At 56.1% G+C, this 21,942-nt stretch carries 12 protein-coding genes; 2 read left to right on the top strand and 10 right to left on the bottom strand.

What is annotated here, in order from left to right; all coding sequences use genetic code 11:
* Positions 1-83 precede the first annotated feature (83 nt).
* Positions 84-752, bottom strand: coding sequence for a response regulator transcription factor (locus tag NSQ46_RS12730; RefSeq protein ID WP_007128444.1), 669 nt, complete (start codon positions 750-752; stop codon positions 84-86).
* Positions 749-2,446 (bottom strand): GAF domain-containing sensor histidine kinase, encoded by a 1,698-nt coding sequence (locus tag NSQ46_RS12725; RefSeq protein WP_342576826.1) that lies wholly within the window; start codon positions 2,444-2,446, stop codon positions 749-751. The genes NSQ46_RS12730 and NSQ46_RS12725 overlap by 4 nt, the downstream gene beginning before the upstream one ends.
* Before the next feature lie 421 nt (positions 2,447-2,867).
* Between NSQ46_RS12725 and NSQ46_RS12720 the strand changes: the two genes are divergently transcribed.
* Positions 2,868-3,155 (top strand): CD3324 family protein, encoded by a 288-nt coding sequence (locus tag NSQ46_RS12720; RefSeq protein WP_007128446.1) that lies wholly within the window; start codon positions 2,868-2,870, stop codon positions 3,153-3,155.
* Positions 3,156-3,567: 412 nt separating this feature from the next.
* Here the strand turns inward: NSQ46_RS12720 and NSQ46_RS12715 are convergent, their stop codons facing one another.
* From NSQ46_RS12715 to NSQ46_RS12680, 8 genes are all read right to left on the bottom strand, one after another.
* Positions 3,568-7,800: a glycoside hydrolase family 2 TIM barrel-domain containing protein gene (locus NSQ46_RS12715; protein WP_341342066.1), complete on the bottom strand. Its 4,233-nt coding sequence runs from the start codon at positions 7,798-7,800 to the stop codon at positions 3,568-3,570.
* A complete protein-coding gene (locus NSQ46_RS12710; RefSeq protein ID WP_341342067.1) occupies positions 7,793-8,473 on the bottom strand; it encodes a hypothetical protein in 681 nt (226 codons plus the stop codon). Before NSQ46_RS12710 ends, NSQ46_RS12715 begins: the two co-directional genes overlap by 8 nt.
* A 127-nt stretch (positions 8,474-8,600) precedes the next feature.
* Positions 8,601-12,377, bottom strand: coding sequence for an Ig-like domain-containing protein (locus NSQ46_RS12705; RefSeq protein WP_341342068.1), 3,777 nt, complete (start codon positions 12,375-12,377; stop codon positions 8,601-8,603).
* A 126-nt stretch (positions 12,378-12,503) separates the two neighbouring features.
* Positions 12,504-14,030 (bottom strand): ABC transporter substrate-binding protein, encoded by a 1,527-nt coding sequence (locus tag NSQ46_RS12700; protein WP_341342069.1) that lies wholly within the window; start codon positions 14,028-14,030, stop codon positions 12,504-12,506.
* A 36-nt stretch (positions 14,031-14,066) separates the two neighbouring features.
* The gene (locus NSQ46_RS12695) at positions 14,067-14,951 is read right to left on the bottom strand and encodes a carbohydrate ABC transporter permease (RefSeq protein ID WP_341342070.1); all 885 of its coding nucleotides are present in this window, start codon (positions 14,949-14,951) and stop codon (positions 14,067-14,069) included.
* 18 nt (positions 14,952-14,969) lie between these two features.
* Complete coding sequence (locus NSQ46_RS12690) at positions 14,970-15,989, bottom strand: ABC transporter permease subunit (protein ID WP_341342071.1); 1,020 nt, start codon at positions 15,987-15,989, stop codon at positions 14,970-14,972.
* 320 nt (positions 15,990-16,309) lie between these two features.
* The gene (locus tag NSQ46_RS12685; RefSeq protein ID WP_341342072.1) at positions 16,310-18,619 is read right to left on the bottom strand and encodes an AraC family transcriptional regulator; all 2,310 of its coding nucleotides are present in this window, start codon (positions 18,617-18,619) and stop codon (positions 16,310-16,312) included.
* 35 nt (positions 18,620-18,654) lie between these two features.
* Complete coding sequence (locus tag NSQ46_RS12680; protein WP_007128456.1) at positions 18,655-19,587, bottom strand: AraC family transcriptional regulator; 933 nt, start codon at positions 19,585-19,587, stop codon at positions 18,655-18,657.
* Between the two features lie 137 nt (positions 19,588-19,724).
* Between NSQ46_RS12680 and NSQ46_RS12675 the strand changes: the two genes are divergently transcribed.
* Positions 19,725-21,710 carry an alpha-amylase family protein gene (locus NSQ46_RS12675; RefSeq protein ID WP_342576825.1) on the top strand — a complete coding sequence of 662 codons (1,986 nt, stop codon included), beginning with the start codon at positions 19,725-19,727 and terminating at the stop codon, positions 21,708-21,710.
* Positions 21,711-21,942 lie beyond the last annotated feature (232 nt).

Genomic DNA, 21,942 nt, shown 5'->3' with positions numbered 1-21,942 from the left:
CTCTCATGCCTTCGGCTGAGAGCTTCTACAACTTTAGTCTTAGAAAAGTTGGCGTTCATCAGATCCAATTCATTCCCGACACCTTATACAATTCCATGCTTTAGCGCGTAAATGGCTGCCTGCGTCCGGTCGGCAACCCCCAGCTTATCGAGCAGATGACTGACATGGGTTTTGACCGTTTTCTCCGTAATGTGAAGGGCGTCACTGATTTCCCTATTATTCATGCCTGATGCTATCAGCTGCAGGACCTCTTGCTCGCGCCGGGTGAGCTTATCCAGCTCCTGTGCAGCCTTTCCCGAATGAGCGGGTCCGCTGGCTTCTTCAGCTCCTGCCGGCGAAGTCACATGCGTCATAAGCAGACCTGCAGCATCAGGATGCAGCTCGACCTGCCCTTGGAACACCCGTCTGATCGCGGCTACCAGCTCCTCCGGCTCAATATCCTTCAAGAGATATCCGCGGGCTCCCGCCCGAATGGCGGGCAGAACGTGGTCATAATCGACAAACGAGGTCAGCACAATGACTTTAATGTCAGGCTGTTCTTTTTTTAATCGTGCCGTCGTATCGATGCCATTGAGAACAGGCATATTCAAGTCCATTAACACGATATCGGGATTTACTTGTTTGGCCGTCTCCAGCGTCTCCTCGCCATTCGCGGCTTCACCGACCATTTCGATATCCGGCTGCGTTGCCAGAAAAACCTGAAGCCCCCGGCGAACCATGGCATGATCGTCAGCGATCATCAATCGAATCATCGGTCCCCCTCCTTCTCTGTTAATCTCTCCCTCAAGGGCAGCATAACCTCAATGATGGTTCCCTCCCTGTGTACACTGTATAACCGGAATCGTCCTCCTAGCGTTTCAGCGCGCTCGCGCATGCTGGACAGCCCGATGGAATGCTTTGTCAGCTCGTTCAATCGCTGCTTGGTAATCCCTCGCCCACGGTCCTCAATCCGAAGCTCGACTTCATCCTCCTGGAGGGATAAAGCTATCGTTACTTCCTTGGTATCCGCATGCTTGCTCACATTGTTCAGCGCCTCTTGGCCGATCCTCCACAAAGCTTCTTCCACGATACGAGGAAGCTCCTGTATCCCGCTGATATGCGAACGCACATGAAGCCTCAATCGTTCCCCGTATTGCTTAAGCCCTGTCATAAGCCCTTCCTCGAGTCCGGGCGGACGAAGCTGCATGATCAGCTCCCGCATTTCCTTCAGAGCGCTTTGCGATAACGACTGAATATCATGGATCGTGTCCTGCAGCATACTGTTTGTTTCGTTCGGCTCCCCGGCAAGCATACCGCCTACCCCCTTGGACATCATCACCAGGGAGAAGAGGGTTTGACTTACCGAGTCGTGCAGGTCCCGGGCTAGACGATTTCGCTCATCCATCCTTGCGAGCTCCCGTCGGTTCTCCTCCAGACGGAACCGCTGAAGCGTCATCCCGATATGTTCAGCCAGAGCCTCAATCACCCCGAGGTCCGCCCGGTACGAATCCCGGTAGGGGTTATACGCTACCAGAAGCAGTCCCTTTTCGGAATCACCTGCTGCCGCCAGCGGGACAGCAACCGCTCGGGTAACGGATGAGATCCATCCCTCTTTAGCCAAGTGATCCGCAAGCCGCTGGGCGTCTTCGGCACTTATCGGATCCGTCGTGACTCTCCCCTTCCGGGAGCGGGTTCGTGCGGTATCGGCAAGTGGAAATTTGGCATGGGGCAGCGTGGTTTGCCCTCCGCTGTATAGGGCTCTGAGCGTCACTTCGTTGCCGGCGGGTTCCAGCAATGCGGCCACAGGCCAATCAAAATAACGGCCGATTAAGCTCATGACCTGCTTCGTTAATTCGGCCCGATCCACCGCTTGGGAAGCATAAGCACCGAGTGCGCCGCTATACTCTCCGAGCCGGGCGAACAAATCCGCGCGACGCTGCTCGGCTGTGTATAGACGCATGCGTTCGATAGCGCTGCCGATTTGGTAAGCCACCGACTCCAAGAGCGCCAGCTCCTCTTTGGAGAAGTGCAGCTTCCCGGGGGCAGCTACATTCAACACGCCGAACCTGCGGCTGCCGGATCGCAAAGGAACGGTTGCATGGTGGGTAATGCCTTCCGTATCGCCCCACTGGTACCGGACGGCGTTATCCAGACGTTTGCAATTCAAAATGTTTACGGCATTCCTCAAACGGCCGTCGTCATAACGCTCCAGGCACCAACAGCTGCCGCAGCGCATGGGCTTGTCGTCCTCCCTGCGGAGGGCAGGCGGCAAATTCCGGCCGGCAATGAATTCATGCGTTCCCGGATCCTCCACTAAGAACAGCCAACCGGTCGTAAGTCCTGTCAGCTCCAGCAGCTTCCCAATCACCACATCCAGCATGGGGATTAACTCATTCGATTCGTTCAACGTTTCGGCAATGGTCTTCAGCGTGATTAATTCCTGAACATGCGTATCGTGTGTGGACATACGCGAAAGCTCCTTTTATTTTGCATTCTGAAGTAACTATATTATATAATCCAGTCACGCACCACCTGCCCTCGGCTCCCTTGACCAGAATCCAACGTTCACCTTACGAATGTCTGGTAAAAAACAATTATTATTGTTTTATCTATTGCAAATTTCCACCAATCTATGGCTTAATATAGAGGTCGGGCCGACGAAATGAGCGGAAAGGAGGCTGAAGCGCAATGATTCAGATCCACGAGGTGGTATTCGCTTAAAGCGAATACCCGTTCCCATGGGAGCCCCCGGGGCTCCCTATATCTGTTTTCCAATTCGTAAACACAACAAATTATAAATTCGAAAGGAGGAGGGCAAGCATGATCAATACAATTGTTTTGACACTCAGCGATAGCTTGAACATTCATACAGAAAGAGGAGGGCATCGATGGGCCATTACAAAAACGGTAGAGAAGTGCTTCCCCCCGAGCTGCTGCAGCAAATTCAACAGTATATAGACGGAGAACTTCTCTACATACCGAAACAAAGCGAGCAAAGAGCCGGCTGGGGTGAATTAAGCGGTTCCCGAGAACGCATCGAACGTCGCAATAAGGAAATGTACCGGGCCTACTGCAAGGGCCGGACCATTGAAGAATTAGAACGGACCTACTTCCTGTCCGGAGAAAGCGTCCGCAAAATCATCAGTAAACTTACCCGCGTTGGGACTGGAACCTAAATCTATGAGACTTCCAAATGGCTCACGCGGATTACGATAGGACTGTTCCCCAGAGGGAGCAGTCCCTTTCAATTTACATAGCTATGATCGGCAATGGCCAAGATCGAGAGGGTGCCAAAGGCAGCTCAATATGTCCTATCGCACCGTTGCTCATGTTGGCTCGTATCCGCCCTGTCGAACAGATCAACATCTTTTCAAAAAAAAACGAAAAACAATCAGCCCTTTCGCTTCCCTTAAGGAAGTCGGAAGGGCTGTGTTGTTCCTGTCCACGTTACCTAGTGCCTCTATTCGATTCACACGCAAGAAGCCGCTTGATTTTGAAGATGGGTATTCGGCACCATCACGGTCAGGATCCTAAGCGGCCGTCGTTCGCCGGGGCAACCTCAAACTTCAGCCCCCGTAAAGACCCCCGTCATTTCGGCTCAACCTCGTTCAGCGTCATTCGGTATTCCAAATCCTTCATGTACGTCCCATCCGCATGCCGGAAGATCATTCCGATCGCCAAATCTCCGCCCGTTCCGCGAACAATCGCGATCAGCCGGTTAAGTCCTCCCGCCAGGGTAATCTCGCGTTCCGGATTCGGGACCCGTTCGCCGTTCAAATAGATAACGTACGGCGCGCCGGTCTGAATCTGCAGTCGTCCCGCGCGAGGCGCTGCGGATTCACCCGGCACCCATACGAAGCAGCTCAAAAACCACGGATCCTTGCCCGCATCCCGGATGAGCAAAGCTCCATCCGCTCTCCTGCGCTCTTTTTTCTGCATCCAGCCGTAAAGGCCCTCCCCTAAATTGTTCAGCGAAAAATCAGGATCGGTATAATATGCCTTCATCGCTTCGTAGTCGGCATAGGTCGGGCAGGGCAGCGCCATGACCGCCTCCACGGACCATGCCCCGTCATCCTTCTCGCTCTCAAGGAAGCCGTCGTCAAAGTCCGCGCCAAGATTGGCCAACAAACGTGCGTACAGCCTTCGTGCCTTGTCGCTGTCAGCGTCAAGCGACAGCTGTGAGCACAGGATGGAGCCGCCGCCCGCCTTGACCTCGATCAGGAATGCCCCGGATCCGCGCGCCTTGATGCGATTCAGCTCAACCAGCGCGAGGCGGCTGTACTCCGAAGTGTAGCCGTTCACGAAGTAATCCTTCCAGGCGGTCCCTTCGACGCTGGCCAACAATGTCGTTGCTTCCTGCACCTCCAGCCGGTGCGAGGCTAGGGGCCGGTTGGCGGCGTCCCGCGGCGACAGAAACACTTTGTCAAAGCCGAACAGATCAACCGGACTGAAGCCGCTCACCAGCTCCCCGGCGTCGCCCGCAGCCAGATGGAACGTTTCATGCGGCTCCACAAACACCGACCGGCCCAGCAGCCGGGCAAGCGCCTCCTGCTCGCATGGCTCCGCCGGCAGGACAAGCACCCGTCCACCGGCTTCGGCATAATGCCTGATTGCCTCGGCGAGACCAGGGACATCGAGCAGGCAAGCCTCTACAACCAGCATGCGGAGATCCTTTGCAGTTTGGGCAAAACCGTCACCTTCACCAGCCGGTGCAGATTCCATCAGCGCCTCGGCATCAAGCAAGGCGCAGCGCAGCTGCAGCTTGTCGAGAAATGCCGCTGCCTCTCCGCCAGGCCGAACCAACGCGCCTGCGGGCCCAGCGTCATCCCCGGTTAATCCATCTGCGCGGCCCGCGTAAGCAAGCAGGTTGCGAAGCAGCAAGCAGGCTTGCGGAGCACGAGCGATATTGGCCATCAGCTCCAGCTGGTTCGCCAGCAACAAGCCGCGGCCGTTTCGGTATTCCAAAAGCGGGGTCCATAGATCCCCGCCGTCGCCGAAATCGCCTGCGCCGCATTCCAGAAGCATGGTGAAATCCCCGGCTGCCGGCTTCTCGAATGCGGCGCGAATGATCGGCAGCGGTCCTTCCTCGCATAGCTCCTCCTGCCAGAACATTAAATCCTCGTCTCCGATTCCCGACAGAACCGGATGGCGGTAATCGCCGGCATGGGCACGAAGGAACGGTCTTCGCGACAGCGTTAGCCGTCCCAGCGACAGCCCGGTCTGCTCCAGCATCACCAGATGTCCGCCTCGAGCAACGAAGTCTTTCAGCAAATCCTCGAGCGAGCCGTCCGGGTCCACCGTCCTGCTGCCGATGATGAGCAAGCCAGCGGCCGGCAGCTGGGCGATCGCCTCGCGATCCACCCGTTCGCAGCCGGGAACGAGCCTGCGGAGGATGTCGTAATCCTCTTCCGATCCCCAGTAGGCGGCCGGACGTTCGACGTCGACGGGATCGCGGAGCAAACAGGCTGACACGAGCCGGTACTCTACGCGAAGCTCATGCATCCGCCGCCCGCCATGGAGCAGCACTGCCGAAAGCACGGCCGCCCCTTCTCTCTTGACGGGTGCGGGAGTCCAGGCTATCCCGATTGTTCTAGATTCGGCAGGCTCTTGACGGAAGGCGAAGACCTGCTCATGAACGACCGCCTCTCCCTGTATGATCTTGCATTCAATCCGTACCTCCTGCTCCGAGAGCGTATCATTGAAGACGTCAAAATGTCGGGTGATGGGCGCATCATCATAGAAGCAGCGATTATATTCAGAAGCGAACATCGTGACCGGCTTAAACGCCTCGGCCATGATGGCGAACGCCGGATTGGGCGCGTACATCGGATGATCAGGCAGCAGTCCGTTGTTGATCGTCAGCGAATAAGCCGGGATCCTTCGGGGCTTTACACCGGGCAAGCCCGGTACCGACGGCGGAACCGCAGCATCGCGCTCCGGCATCGCCCTCATGAAGTAATGCGCGAAATTGAACGTCGATATGCCGGAGACGCCTTGCCGCCGCGCATACTCTACGAATAAGCGCTCCTTCTGAGCCAGTCCTGCCGCACTCTCGTCCGTATCCCGGTATGCCCTCAGCCCAACATACTGGCTGCTGTTCTGCGGACAGATGTACCACCATCCTCCGTGTTCGCCGTAGGTCAGCGGAACGGACCGGTCCCACTGAGCTATCGTGCCGTCTATGTTGTAATGTCGGCTTTCCACTTCCGTATGCGCTTTGGGCAGCAACCGGTTGTCTCCTTCGGCGACGATCGGACGCGTTGCGTCCAGTTCCCGGATCGCTTGGATGAAGCAGGGCATATGCAGCTTGTAACCGTCCCGTCCGTCCACCCAGCGCATTTCGTTCTGCAGGCTCCACATGATGACCGACGGGTGATTCTTGTCCCGGCGAACGAGCCGCAAAACATGCATGCGGCAGTTGGCTATATAGTCGGGATGGTCGGCAAGCATCGATTTGGCCGATCCATATATTGCCGTTTCGTCGACGATCAGCATCCCTTCTTCGTCGGCGATCCGCACGTAATCCTCCGGATACGGCTCGGCATGCAGACGAACGCTGTTGATCCCGACGGAACGGCACATCCGGTACCAATTACGGATGTACGCTTCCGTCTGCTGCAGCCCGCCTTGAAAATGCCATGAATCGCCGCGAAGCCGGATCGGGATGCCATTCAGCATAAACCGCGGGCCTTCGCACCAAAACTCGCGGAATCCAAACACTTCAACACGTTGATCGACAACCTGCCCGCCATCCAGCAATTCAACTTCGGCCGCATACAGAAACGGCGTATCCGGGTCCCACAGCTTGGCATCCCGCCAATCCAGGCTGAAAGCGGCACGGTAAACAGCTCCGCCGCGATCGTTTACGCACAGCCGGAGATGTGAAGCCGCTTCAAAAACGAAGTGCTCCGCCGGCCGCTCCGCTTGAAGGACCGGCGGTCCCCCTTGGGCGAGCCCTCTTCGAGCCGTGCCGCTTCCGTGTTCGAGCATCTCACGCTCCGTGCCCGTTCCTCCGAGCGTGAAAACCTGCAGCGGTTTGCCATCATCAGCCGCTTGCCGGCCGCTCCCGCTGCCAGGGAAATCTCGATGATTCAGCAGCTGATCATCCCGCTGCGATATCACTCCGATTTCCCGGATATTCACTCTGACGCGGAGCGAGTCTGAGGCCGCCTCCGGATCGGTTGTTCCGGCCAACACATCCAGCTCAAACCGGCCTTTCCGGACGGATGTACGGATCGTAACATCCTCTATGGATAGGGGAGGATAGCTCTCCAAATATATATCCTGCCATATCCCCCGGGCGACATTGCCAAACCAGGAGCCCGTCAGACCTGTCACCTTCTCCATGCCAGACGGGAGCGTCACTTTGTCGAAGCTTCCGCATACGACATGGAGATGATGCTCACGCCCCTGGCCGACCTTAGGCGTAATATCTAATCGCAGCGGCAGATAGCCGTCTTCCCATACGGCAACTTCTTCCCGATCGAGAAAGATGACGGCCTTTTGCATAATGCCGTCCAGGCGCAGCACGATTCGCTGCCCGGCCATGTCCTCGGGAATCCGAAAGCTTCGATGCAGCACGCCAGCCTCCGCTTCGTCCCATTCTTTCGGGTAGCCGTAAAGGTCCATCGGAGCATATCCGTGCTCGGGAATTTCACCGAACGTTTTGCCATTCGCCTGCCTGTAGGAGCGCCGCCAGCTGGACGGGACTTGCACCCGCCGCGATTCGTATACAAGCTCATCCGGCAGCCGCCTCCACTGCGTCTGGCCATACAACGGCATAAAATCCCATTCCCCGTTCAGACACACCCGATTACGCATCGTTCATTCCCTTCCTTTCATCATAAACTCGCAAGTCCAGCACCAGCTCCAGCTCCCGCCAAATCTCCTGTTCAGCTGGAACATCCCCCCATTTGATGAAATGAGGCTCCATCACCTCTGCCCAATTGTCCGGTCGAAGCTTCGTGTTCAGCTTTCCTTCGTACGGGGCGGGCTCGATCGTGGCCGGGAGCTCGGAATAGAAGAAGAGCACCGTCTCGTGCATGCCGATGATCCCATACTTGTCGCCGTCGCCCGGCCGCTCTTCCTGGTATTGATAATGGTAATACACGTAGCTTGCAGCCTCTTCCGGCTTTAAACGAGCGATCCTTCCGTACGGCAAGATGTTTTCGTTCCTGCGCTTCCAGTGCAGCTCCGAAACGGGGGATTGATAATGAAAAATATCGATCATCGGCGCCCACCTCCGTCCCGGTTCTGCGCCGGGCCATGCCACCAGCCAGGCATCGGCTTCCGGCAGCAAGCTTTCCGGGCGTACCGGCCCGCGTAGGCATTCGTAATATAGGAACAATCCGCTTCCGTTCGCAAACAAGCTCATTCTGGATACATGCTGACGTTCCATGGCTTTCTCGGCCGCAAACCTAATCCGCTCCTCGCGTAAACCGGAAACGGCGTCCATGTTCCCGATTCCCTCGGCTCTATATAAGCAGCGCTTCATAACACACCTCCAAACGTGAATTTATGAGTTAGCCACTGTCACAGGAATTGTGTCTGCTACAAACTTCACTTGCCCGATTCCCGATATAAAAGGCGCTGCCCCCCGATCGCGGGAGGAAGCGCCGCATTTAAGAGACCACGGTGAAGCGAATGTTGTCAAACAGCATATAATCGAAACCGCTCACGTAAAAGCCCACTTTCCCGGATGGCCTGTGATTCGGATCAGTGCCGGCCAGTCTTGACTCGCCGTCGACGTAAACCGCAACGTCTCCGTCCTTCACGATAATCTTGACTGCATATTCCGTGTCCGGCTGCAGGTCCCGATGCGGCAAGGCGGACTCGGCGATCTTCTGCCAAGCCGTATCATACAGAATCCAGGCGGATGTTCCGTCAGGACGCGTACGATAGCCGATTCGAGTCGAGCCGGTGGCATCCTGCCGATCAAAGACATACATCGTACCGTCGTCCGGCATGGAAGCCGGGGTCTTCAGGGTGAAATCAAGCTCATACGATTGGAAAGCCCTGTCCAGCAGCCCTGTTGCCCCGTTCAAAATTTTGTAGCGCCGATTGCCGTCCGCATCCGCAGCGATGCTCCGGTTCGGGTCTACCGGCCATCCATTGCCCCCTGTCTCAAAATCGGTTTCATGCATGATGCTCGAAACGGTTACCTTGATATCCGCTTTGACGAGCGGATTGGCAACGGATACGGCCGTGACGGTCGTCTCGCCTTCATATACGGCGCTGACGACCCCCGTATCGCTCACCTCCGCTACGGCCGGATCGGCGGATTGCCAGATCACGCCGGTGTCCGGGGTGCCGGCGGGGTCGAACGTCAGCTCAAGCTGCCGCTGCTCCCCGGCGGCAAGCCGCACTTCGCGTTCCGAAGGAATAATGCCGGCCAGCTCCGTCGTCAGCGCTTTGAACCGGATGTCGTCAAACAGCATGTGGGTGACGTTGTTCACGTAGAATCCGACCTTGCCCGCCTCGTTATGGCCGGGATCGGCAGCCTTCAGGCGGAATTGGCCGTCCACGTACACGCTGATCTCGCCGCCATGCACAAGGATTTTGATCTCGTACTCCGTATTCGGCTTTAAATCGTGGCCGGGCAGCTTCACTTCGTGAAGAATCGTCCAAGCGGCGTTATACAGCAGCCAGGATGATGAGCCGTCCGGGCGGGTTTTGTAGCCGACGCGGGTAGAGCCGCTGCCGGCCTGGCGGTCGAACACGTACAGCGTCGCGTTTTCCCCGATCGACTCCGGCGTCTTCAGCTTGAAGCTCAGCTCATAATCGGAAAAGGTTTTGGCGCTTAGAGCGGTAGCGCCATTAAGAATTTTGTACCAGCGGTTGTCCCCTTCCTTGACGATGCTGCGGTTCGCATCCTGCGGCCAGCCGTTAGCCCCTGACTCGAAATCGGTGAAATCCATGATGCCGTCTCCGGCCTCGACCGTAACGTCCACCGTTGCCGTGAGCTGCGGATTCTCCGCCGATGCCACCGTAATGACCGTCTGGCCGACCTCCTGACCTGTAACGATGCCGTTATCGTCGACCGCAGCGATGGCGGGATCCGTCGATGTGAAGACCAGCTTCGGATTATCGGCGTTCCATGGCAGAACCGCCGTGCGCAGCTTTACCGTTTTCCACCGGTCCACCGTAACCTCGTCGTCATAAACCACGACGCCTTCGACCGGGTATCCGTCCGGGCTGTTGGTCGTGCCCGCTTTCCCGTGGATGCCGATCTCATGGAACGGGATATCGGGAAAGCCGGGTATCGCCTCGAATACTTGAGCATCCGGTCGAAGCGACAGGTCGCCTCCCGCCAAGTTGACGAAGCCGGGATCCTCGTCGGTTACCCAGTTATCCGCATATTGGACAAGATTGAATTTGTCGTACGCGCCTTCCTCGTTCGTCGTCGAACTGCGTGGAACCGTCGGATTGTAGACGACGTTGCCGTGGAATGTATTCGTATCCGGATAATAGCGGTTTTCCGTGAAAAAGTTCGCGAGTTCCGGATACTTGGCCAGGTACGGCGTGCCGACAAAGTCGTTGTTGGCTTCGAACAGCGCCCTCCATTTCGGCATGTAATTCAGCGGCACCTGATCGTCCGGCTCGTCGCCGAGGAACAAGTCGGCATAGTCGTACGGAACCTTGCTGTCTACGAAAATATTGTTGCGGGTCAAGATATGGGCCCCGCCGTTATTTTTGATCGCCGAGTTGCCCATTTTGTAGAATATATTCTCGTCGATCTTCAGCCCCATCGTGAAGTTGTCGGGATAGACGCCTTCAACGCCAGGCTTGCTCTCCCCGATATGGTGGAAGTAATTGCGGCGTATGACGGTGCCGCGCTGCTGCGGCGTCTCGCCGGCGTTCATATAAATGGCGCCGAGATCGGAGAACGTTTTGCATACGTCGTAAATGTTGTTGTACTCCACCAGATGATCATTGCCGAATATCAGCACGCCGGGATGCGGTGCGTCATGCAGCTCGTTGTTCGACATGCGGTTGCCCACTCCGGACAAGAGCACGCCGGGGTTGTAAGCTTTATGATAATAAGCGAAGTCATGAATGTGCGAATTCTCCACCGCGTTGTTGCCCGGAGCGAGGGTAGTCTTGTCGCCACCTGTCAGCGTCACGGCAGTGCCCCCGATATGATGGATGTGGGTGTTCTCGATCTTATGGTCTGTTCCCGGCACTCCGGCAAAGTCGTTATAATGGAATCGGCTCTGGGTGTTCACCAGCACGCCGCTGTTGGTGAAATTGCGGATTTCGCTTTGCAGAATGCGCATGTGGCTTCCGCCCATGAACACAACCGCCGAATCGCGCCCGTTCTCCAGAATAAGCTCGGAGAAATCAATATAGGATGCATCGATCGCATTGATCATCGGTGTTTTCAGCATCGTTACTTCAATGGATGGATCGGCGGTCATAAATTCGGCGTTCGGCAGAAAATACAGCTTCCCGGTTTGGCGGTCGATATAATACTCGCCTGGCATATCGATCTCCTCGAGCAGGTTTTGCGCAAAATGGAAATCCGGGTACCAATTCTTGAAGATGCCGCTCATCTCGCCGTAACGGAGCGTTATGCTCTTGGCTTCCGTGTCGATGGCGGCGATTTGGTTGTAGGACCATTCCCAGCTATACCCGAAAATGCCGTCCAGCCAAATATCATCCGCCTGCGTCCAATATTGCGGCCTGTCATACGTGTAAGTGAAAGTGCCGCCCCGCTTATGAACCTCCCCGTCCGGACTTTTTCGAGTCGGTCCGGGATCGAGGATTTCGTCCATTTGCACCGTTCCCTCGTTCGGCCAGCGCGCCAATGTCATCCCTTCCCCACCGACGTACAGCTCCATCGGCGGAACCTTGCTCAAATCGTTGGCCAAATAATATCCGTGCCGGCTCATCTCTCCGTAATCCGTGATGCCAAGTGAAGCCAGGTCGGCGACCAGGACTTTGCTTCTGGCCTCCTCGCTAATGATGCGATTCAAAATGGCCGTGTCGGTAACCGGAACGAACGCGGATTTCTCAAGCCTCCTTGAGCCGGACAATATGACCGTCTCACCCGGATAAGCCGTGTACGTGATCGGCTTGCCGGCTTCCCCCGAATCCTGGGCGTTCAGCTCGAAGCTTGCCGTCCGCTCGTAACGCCCTTCGCGAAGATAGACCGTGACGCCTCCCCTCGGCAGCCCTTTCTTTGCTTTCAGCGCACGGATGGTATCCCGCGCTTTTTCCAACGTTCGAAACGGTTTGTTCTTCGTCCCTTTGTTCGAATCACTTCCGTCCGGAGCGACGTAATAGGCCGTCCCGTGCGGATTGCCGTAGGCCGATGCCGTGTCGGTCATCAGTGCAAACGGATGCAGCGCGAATAGCAGGCTTGCAGCCAGCGCAGCAAGCAAAAGCTTTTTCATCATTTGCTCTCCTTCCTCCAAGTGGGGTACGGACAGCCATACCGCGAAGCACGGCATAGTCGTCCCAGGACAGCAGGTTTCTCTCGGGCGCTTAGGTGCCTATCCTTTAACGTTTGTCCGGGCCGACGATTATTTCAAGCCCTTCTCTTTCAGGAATTGCTCGAATTGTCGCGTCACCTCCTCCACATACCGATCTTCACCCGCTTCCTTCAGCTTGCCGTACAGCACGGGCCAAGTCTCCTCGAAATCAAGCGTGCCGGTCACGAGCCCCCGCTTGTATTCGCCCCATACGGCGTTCAGGTTGGCGATCTCCGTGCTGACCGGCTCCGAATTGAACTTGAAAGCACCCACCGGGTTAATTTCGGAGCTCGTGTTGATTTTTTTCGTTTCCTCCCAAATGTTTTCCGGCTGTCCTTCCTTCAGGTAGGAATTGAAGACGCTGCCGAACACCCAATCCATGTTCGGGCGGTATCTGGAATCCGCCATCGGCTTGATGTACTCGCCGCTTAGCTTCTCGTAATGTACGCCCTCCAAGCCGTTGCACAGCAGATTATAAAGCTCCTTGTCGGTGTTGATCAGATTCAGCAGCATCATGGCCCGTTCCGGATTTGGCGAAGTGCGGCTGATCGACTGATTGGTCGTCGCCGAATAGCCGTTGGAGAACCAATCGCTAAGCGGGATGATGACGACGTCGTTGCCGCCGTTCTTCGCTTTCACTTCCGCCTCGACGCCCGGCTTTAACGTGACGTCGAACTCTACCGCAATCTGGCCTTTGGATTGATAGTCGGTCATTTTTTCCGTAGCGGCGTCCTTGTGGATGTAGCCTGCCTTATACCACTTGCTGGCCAAACGGAAATTGCCCAGCTCCTCCTCGGGGTAGCGGTAAAGCGTATAGGTCGGGTCATCTGTTTTGATGTAGAAGTGATCGTCCAGTCCCGGAACGACCCAATACTCATCATCATGCGCCTGAGGGTTGACGAATGAGCCGCCGAACAGGCCGATCGGAATGATGCCCGGCTCGTTTTGCTTGATTTGTTCGAGGAACGGCTCGATATCCGCTATGCTTTTAATTGTCGAAGGATCCAGGCCGTATTTATCGGCAAACCGCTTCTGTACGATGAACCCGTAACGCGAACCGTTGATCTGCTGATTCGGGACGCCGTAAATTTCCCCGTCAACCGAGAGGCCCTCCCACATGACCTGCGGAACGTCCGCTTTCAGCTCCGGCGCGTATTGGTCCAAGAGCCCGTTCAGCGGCTGAATGGCACCCTTGCGTACCAGCTCCTCCGGTTTCAGCATGTAGCCGGTCCACAGGATATCGAACTTCTCGCCCGCAGCCAGAACGGTGTTCATCTTCTGCACGTAATCCCCCAGGGCGACCGGCATCAGCTTGACGGTGGCGTTCAGCTTTTCTTTGACGATTTTGTTGATCTCCTCTTCGACCTTCTTCTGGTCGGGCTGAAGCTGAAGCAGCGGATAATACCATGTGAGCTCGACGGGCTCAAGCCCGCTTGTTCCGCCTGCCTCCGGCGTTGTTCCTTGCGCTTCCGGCGTTCCTCCGCCGTCCGTGCCGCTTCCGCCATTCCCGCCGCAGCCGGCGAGCGCGGTCATCGCGATCAAGGCGATCGCCAGCAGCCCTAACAGTCTTTTTTTCATGACATGACCTCCTACACGTTTATTGGTTGTTCTATGTTAACCCTTGAGGGAGCCAACCGTAAGCCCTTTCACGAAAAATCGCTGGAAAAACGGAAAGATGACCAGCATCGGCCCGCCGGCCAGCACCGCAATCGCCATTCTTGCCGAATTGTTCGGAAAGCTGGACAGATCGATCCCCAGCTGCTGCGTAAATTCCGAATTGGAGGTGATGAACTCGATGCTGGACAACGTCCGCACGAGCAGCAGCTGCAGCGGCACCTTGTTCGGATCGTCGATGTACAGCATGGCGTTAAACCACTCGTTCCAGTACGTGAACGATATCAGCAACCCGAGCGTGGCAAGGGCCGGTGTGGACAGAGGCAGAATAATCCCGAAAAAGATGCGGAGCTCCCGCGCGCCGTCGATTTTCGCGGATTCCACGATTTCCAGCGGAATTTTGGACATGAAGCCTTTCATGACCATAATGTTGAACGGAGACAGCAGCACCGGAAGAATCAGAGCAAGCAAGCTGTCTTTCAAATGCAGGTACTGCGTGATCAGAATGTAGGAAGGAACGAGGCCTCCGCTGAACAGCATCGTGAAAAAGACGTAAAACGTTGTCGCCCGGTTGTAGCGGTAATCCGGCCTGGAAATGACGTATGCGGTCATCGCGGTAAGCAGCAGACCCGCCAGCGCTCCGATCACGGTCACCGTGACCGTTACCCCGTATGCCCGCAGCAGAATGTCGGGTGCATCCAGAAGGTAGCGGTACGCCTCCAAGCTGAAGGATTTGGGCAAAAACTGATACCCGTTTTCGGTGAGCGACGCTTCGTCGGTGAACGACACGGCGATAACAAGCAGGAACGGAAGGACAACCGCCAAGGAAAGCAGGGCAAACAGCAAGTGAATGATCATTTTGGAAAGCTCGAACTTTTTAGGCACCGGGTGTCTCCTCCTTTCTTACCACAGGGAATGGTCGGGATTGATTTTGCGCACGATTCCGTTCGCGACAAGCACAAGCACGAAGCCGACCACCGACTGGTAAAAGCCCGTAGCCGCCGACATGCTGACATTGCCGATCTCGCGCAGCGCCCGGTACACGTACGTGTCGATAATATCCGTGGAGCCGTACAGGAACCCGGAGTTGTTCGGAATGAAGTAATGCAGACCGAAATCGCCGCGGAACATGCTGCCGATTGAGAGAATCAATAGGATGATGACCAGCGGGGCCAGCAGCGGGACGGTAATTTTGGCAGCCATCTGCCACTTCGTCGCCCCGTCGATGCGGGCCGCTTCGTAATACTCGCTGTTAATGCCGATAATGCCGGCGAAATAGATGAGCGTGTTGAACCCGACCGCTTTCCATAAATGGACAAGGATGAGGATTGCCGGCCACGCCTCGGCCGTCTGGTACCAGCTGACCGGATCGATGCCGAACATCTGCAGGGTCCGGTTGATGAAGCCGTCGGAATGGTTCAGGAAGGCGTAGGCCACGTATCCGACGAGCACCCATGACAAGAAGTGCGGCAGGAATAAAGCGGTCTGATAAAATTTGCTCCATTTCGCCCGGATCTCGTTCATAAAGATCGCCAGCAGCAGCGCGGCCGCGGTCGTCACAACGATGTAAGCGGCATTGTACAGCACGGTGTTGCGTGTGATACGCCAAGCCGTATCGGTCGAGAACAGATAGCGGAAGTTCTCCAATCCTACCCATTCGCTGCCAAATATGCCGAGATCGTAGCGGTAATGCTTGAAGGCAATGATCAAGCCGACCATCGGAATATAAGCAAAAATCAACTTATACAAAATCCCCGGCAGGGAGAGCAGGAACAGCTCCCGATTGTTCCGAAAATGCTGCAGCTCCCTGCGTATCACCGACTTTCGCTTACGTGCCCCTGGGGGCGCGGGCGTCCGTTCGGGTTCCGGAACCGACCGGTGAGCCGTCCCGGTCTCGACCGATCGTGAAACATTGTTCAACATAGCCAAAGCCCCTCTCTTTCGTTATGCGCTTCTCGCCTGCATCCCAGGCTTTGCATGTTTAACGATAGCGCAAGCCTCGGCCTTGCGTTACTGTACATTTTTTGGATAGCTGTACGGGCGGACTGTAGGGATTCCCGATTGCTGTACAGCTGCCTGTAAGGATTCAGGTTTACTGTACAGATGTCCTCTCCCTTCGAAAGGGTGCAGGACGAACCGGGCTAAGGCACAGAAGACGGCCGAATTGAAGACAAGGGCATGCCAAAAACCCGCAAACGGTCATCTTCATTTGCGGGTCGTATGGAAAGCTGCCGATTCTCGGATTAAGTGCTGCGGTCGATGGCCGACTTCAGGCGGTACTCCTTCGGTGTCGTGCCATAACGGCGCTTGAACAGCCGATAGAAATAGCTTTCATTGCCGAAGCCCACCTTCTCCATAATTTCGGCTACGGTCAAATGCTGCTGTTCCAAATAATGCTGAGCCCGGGCCAGGCGGGTAGCGTTAATCTGGTCGACGACAGTCGTTCCCTCCTGGGCTTTGAACACCTGACCCAAGTAGACGGCGCTCATCTTCAGCATGTCGGCAATCTTCTGAACGTTGAGGTCCGGGTCGGCGTAATGCTTGTCGATCATCTCTTTGACAGTGTCAGCCAGCAGACGGTTCTTATCTTCGCGGGCGCTGCGCCGCTGCTCGAACACATCCCGAACGACGTCAAGAAGAACGCCCTCGATCTCGTCCAGCGTCTCTTTCTCGAGAATGCGCCGATTGATGGCCTGCAGATCGACCGATACCGGGTTCAGATTATGGTTATTCATTTCGCTCAGCGTATGGCTCAGGGTCATCGTAAGATGGAGCAGCGCCGAGAACATGTTGTCAAAGCTGAGCTCGCCAAGCAGCTCCCGCAAGCTTCGGATGGCTTGCTCCGTCTCGTCGGGATTCCCGCCTTTCAGCCCTTCGGTCAACCGGCGCTCCAGCTCCTTCGGAATGCCGAACGACGGGTTCCGTTCGTTTCGGATGATCATCTCAGGCCGAATCACCGCTCCTTTGCCAAAAATCATACGGTAGCTGGCATGCTTCTGGGCTAGATGGTAATGCTTCGTCAGCTGACGGTAATCCTCGAACGTTTCGCTCAGCGTTACGGTAAACGTGATCCGATAATAGCGGAGGATCGTTTGCTGTAGCTCCCTGAACCGTTCATGCAGCGATTCGAGCGTCGCTTGTTCGCCGCCTGCGATAAAGACAAGATGGCCGCTCTTCATATCCGCAGCTTCACACGTTCCGCCGCGCGAGAGCAGCTCCTGGCCGATGTTCGCTATGGCGAAGTAATACAGCGACTCGGACTGCGAGCCCGGCTGCCGCGCCAAGCCCTGCAGATCGTCAATCTGCACGAGCGCTAACCGCAGCGGCGAAGGAAACGCGATATCCATTCCGTACTGATCCTTGATGCGCAGGAAGGCAGCTTCGTCCATGCTCTCGCTGTGACTGATCAAACTCCGCATATGATATGCCTTGGCGATATTCCACTGTGAGAGGCGCTCCTGCTCCAGCCCCTTGAGCTTGCCGATCATTTCCGTAACATTCTCCGTGATGAGCGACAGCTCATCCTTCGCTTTGGCGTGACCGCGTCCGTCGTGGGGAACGAGTGTGAGCAGCCGACCGACCGGCTTATACAGCCGCAGCGAAATGAATACCGACAGGAGTAATGCCAATAGGGACACGGAGAAGGTGACGGTTATTTCCGTCCATCTCATTTGCCGGACGCTCCCGAGCACGTCATCATAGTCCTGCAGGCTGATGATCTGCCAGTGGTTCAAGCCTTTGCTCAAATAGGTGACCTTGTATTTTTTCTCCCCCTGCTCATGAATAAAGGAGCCCGGCGTGTTTTCCGCTGCGCCCATGCGTCCGAGCAGATCGTTCTTGATGTCCAGTCCGTCCGGCAGTGTGCGATCCCCCGCCATCAGCACTTGCCCTTCGCCGTCGGTGACGAACAGAACGTCGTCTTCCCGTTCAGCCACACGATTAAGCGCTTTCACATTGTCAAGCATCCACCCCGGCTTCACCGTCAAGATGAGCGCGTTGCGATTGACCGAACCGAGACTCGGTCCGTCGTAGACAAAAAAAGCAAACACATCGAAGCCTTCCTGCTCCCCATCAAGATCGAGCGGGATGAGCTGCAGCTTCGGCAAATCGGCACGGGAAGCCATATACGCTTCCAGTGCTCCGTACAGGACGCTCGTGTCCATGTCGTGGCTTAGCGACGAGAAGAACCGGCTCTGCTTGCCGTTGTAAAAAACGGCTGCATGCAAATACGGCGATGCGGCAACCGTCCGGTTGAGCCGCTCAATCTTTAAGATGCTTTGCTTATAGTCCGACCCGGATTTGAGCGCGATCAGCTCCTCGTCATTGTACAACGAGACCGCCAAATCCTTCACGATGCCGTTCATGTTCTCGATATTGTAATCGATTTGGGTGAGCAGCTTGCGATCGGCTTCATTCTGCAGGCTTAACACCTTATCGCGTGCAGATGTATTCAGGAGTAAGGAAGCCACGGCCAGCATCGCGACAACGAGCATAAAACTTAACAAGATCCGCTGCAAATATTTGCGAGAGCGGAGCGTCTGCAGCATGTTCATTGGACCACTCTCCATGCATAAGTTGGGTGGCTTTACTATAAGCCTGCGGGAAAATCGTTGTCAATCGGGATTTTCGGCCCCGCCTCCCCTTCATCCCGCTGCCGCTGCAGCATCCGCCGATACGCCCCCGGCGTCACACCATGCTTGGCGGTAAACAGGCGAGTCATGTAATTGGCATCTCGAATCCCCACCCTGTACGCGATCTCGGAAATGCCAAGCACCGTGCCGCCCAGCAGTTTCTTGGCCTCCTCCAGGCGCAAATGCAGCACGTATTGAAGCGGCGTTTTACCGATATGCTTTTTCATGCATCTCGCAATATAGCCTGCCTGGAAATGCAGCTCCTCCTCGAGCGACGCTCTGTCGAACGGCTCCTTCCAATGTTCATTCAAATATGCAACGGCAGCCCTGGCCAGCCGTTCGGAGGGCTCGGGTGCAGACGTCCGCGCGCATTCCGCCTGCAATGCGGCGAACAGTTTGGCGAGCAGAAGATGGAGCAGAATCGCGTTTTCCCCGTTCAGTCTGTTATGGGTATCGTTCAACCCGCGGAGGATCGGCTCGATCGCCTGCACGTCCACAGCGGCAAACTTCGGTAAATACATGCGCTGCTGCGCTGGGGGCTCGACGTCCTCGACCGTGCCTTTGGACAGCAGCACGGACCAGGGAATGTCTTCTTGCCGGATGCGCGTCGCAGCATGCCCATGGATGAAATGCACCCAGTAAATCTCCGTATCCTCTTCGCAGGATCGATGCCCGATATGAGGAAGGCCCGCCTCCAGCACAAGCAGCTTGCCCGGGCTGATCTCGTATTCGGTTCCCTCTTCGGTCATATAGAACGTTCCCCTCGTAACCAACAGCAGGTCATAGACGCCGAAGGTGCGGGCGAAGTGCCGATCTCCCGGCTTCCATACGGCATGTCCCGCCGTCACGAATTGCGGCAGCGGCGGAATCGCGAATTCAAGGCATAGCAAAACAGCAGGCTCCTCTCTCGCATAAGTTCATTTTGTGCTAGTCAAAGTCTATATTATCACTGGTTCGAAGGCTGGAAAAGAGTTACATTGGAGCACAAGAAACCGTTCTCATGAATATGCAAAGGGGCTGACCACGCATGCGATTCCATCAGGTTCATCTCGATTTTCATACGTCGGAGGCCATTCCGGGCATCGGAAGCCGCTTCTCCAAATCCCAGTTCCAGAACATGCTTCGATTGGGGCACGTCGACTCCATCACGGTCTTTTCAAAATGCCATCATGGCTGGGCATATCACCCCAGCGAAGCCAACGAAATGCACCCTCATCTAGCCTTCGATTTGCTGGGCGAGATGATTGCTGCCGCGCATGAAATCGGCGTCAAAACGCCGGTATACCTATCGGCCGGCCTCGATGAAAAGCTGGCTCGCCGCCATCCCGAATGGCTGATTCGGGATGCGGAAGACCGGACGCGCTGGGTGAAGGATTTCATGACACCAGGCTATCACGAGTTCTGCTTCAATACACCTTACCTGGACATTCTGCTGGCGCAGATCCGAGAGGTTGTCACCCGCTATGATGCCGATGGCATATTCCTTGACATCGTCGGCATCCGTAAATGCAGATGCCAATACTGCGTCGCTTCGCTGCGGAATGCCGGTCAAGATCCGCGGGACGAAGCAGCCGTAGCTGCCTTGGGCGAGTCGATCTACCTGAATTATACCCGGCTTGTGCGGGAAACGGTGGACGCTGTGAAGCCCGGTCTTCCCGTCTTTCATAACAGCGGCCATCAACGCCGGGGCCGCCGCGACCTCGCCCATGTCAACAGCCATCTGGAGCTGGAATCGCTGCCGACCGGAGGCTGGGGGTACGACCACTTCCCCCTGTCGGCGCGTTATGCCCAGACGCTCGGCATGGAGTATCTAGGCATGACGGGAAAATTCCATACCTCCTGGGGCGAATTCGGCGGCTACAAGCATCCGAATGCGCTTCGGTTCGAAACGGCGCTAAGTCTCGCTCACGGCGCCAAATGCTCGATCGGCGACCAGCTCCATCCGTCAGGCTTCATGGATGAAGCAACGTATGCTCTGATCGGCGACGCCTACTCGGAGGTGAAAGCCAGAGAGCCGTGGTGCAGCGGCGTTGCATCCGTGGCGGACATCGCGGTCCTGTCGCTGGAAGCCGCTTGGGAAGCTTGCCCGGATGTCCGGAAGTCGGAGGACCGGACGAATCTGGCCGATGCCGGAGCTGTGCGCATGCTGAATGAGGGCCATTATTTATACGACATCGTGGATGCTGAAGCAGATTTCGGGCGCTACAAGGTGCTTATTTTGCCCGATGAAGTTCCGGTATGGCCGCAACTAGCAGAGGCCATCCGCTCATTTACCGATAACGGCGGCAAAATTCTGGCAACGGGACGTTCGGGCCTGAACCCGGCCGGCAACGCGTATATGCTGGACCTGGGGCTGGATTGGAAGGGAGCAAGTCCCTACCGCCCTTCCTATTTCCGTCCGGATTTTACGCCGGGTTCCCTGCTCCCCGCTTCGTTTGTTATGTATGGCGAAGGACAGCAGGTCGAATTGAACGGCGGGCGGGCACTTGGCAGCCGGGAGCATCCATATTTCAACCGCGACGTTTTCACATTTTGCTCGCATATGCACACTCCAAGCGCTGGGGAGGACAACGGACCGGGTATGATCGAAAGTTCAAACGGGATCTACATGGCCTGGAATGTGTTCAGCGAGTATGCCGATAACGGTCACCTCATCCTGAAAGAGATGGTGCTCCATGCACTCGGCCGCCTGCTCCCCCAGCCTTCCCTGCGATGTGATTTACCTGCCCGGGGCATTGCGACCCTCCAGTACCAAGGGACGGAGAACCGATATGTCAACCACCTGTTGTATGCATCGCCGGTACTGAAAGGGCGGGTTGAGGTTATCGAGGACATCGTGCCGCTGCGGAACGTTTCGGTCGCCCTGCGTCTCCCCTCCTCCGCATTGGTCAAACGGGTGTATATCGCCCCTTCGATGGAGGAACTCCCTTTTGATACAAAAGCTAATGGTGAAATCAGCTACACCGTTCCGGTCTTGGAAAATCACCAGATGGTGATCTTGGAGTTAGCCTAACCACTTTCCTTCATTGTAAAAATCATATCAACACAATCCAGCCGCAGTCCCGAACACTGCGGCTGGATTCCGTATTGACTAATCCGGATATATTGAAAAAGAGTTAAGGTAAGCGGCTGTACTCCATTTGCATTGGTACCTATGGCACATAGAAATAGCAAGCCGGTCCGACGTTAGGTACGGACCGGCAAATGAATAAGCAGGATACAGCGGTTATCTCAACAGAATCAGG

This window comes from Paenibacillus sp. FSL M8-0142, from assembly GCF_038597315.1.
Classification (GTDB): Bacteria; Bacillota; Bacilli; order Paenibacillales; family Paenibacillaceae; genus Paenibacillus_AQ; species Paenibacillus_AQ lactis.
The sequence above is the reverse complement of the archived record's forward strand: the minus strand, read 5'-3'. Positions and strand labels throughout refer to the sequence as shown.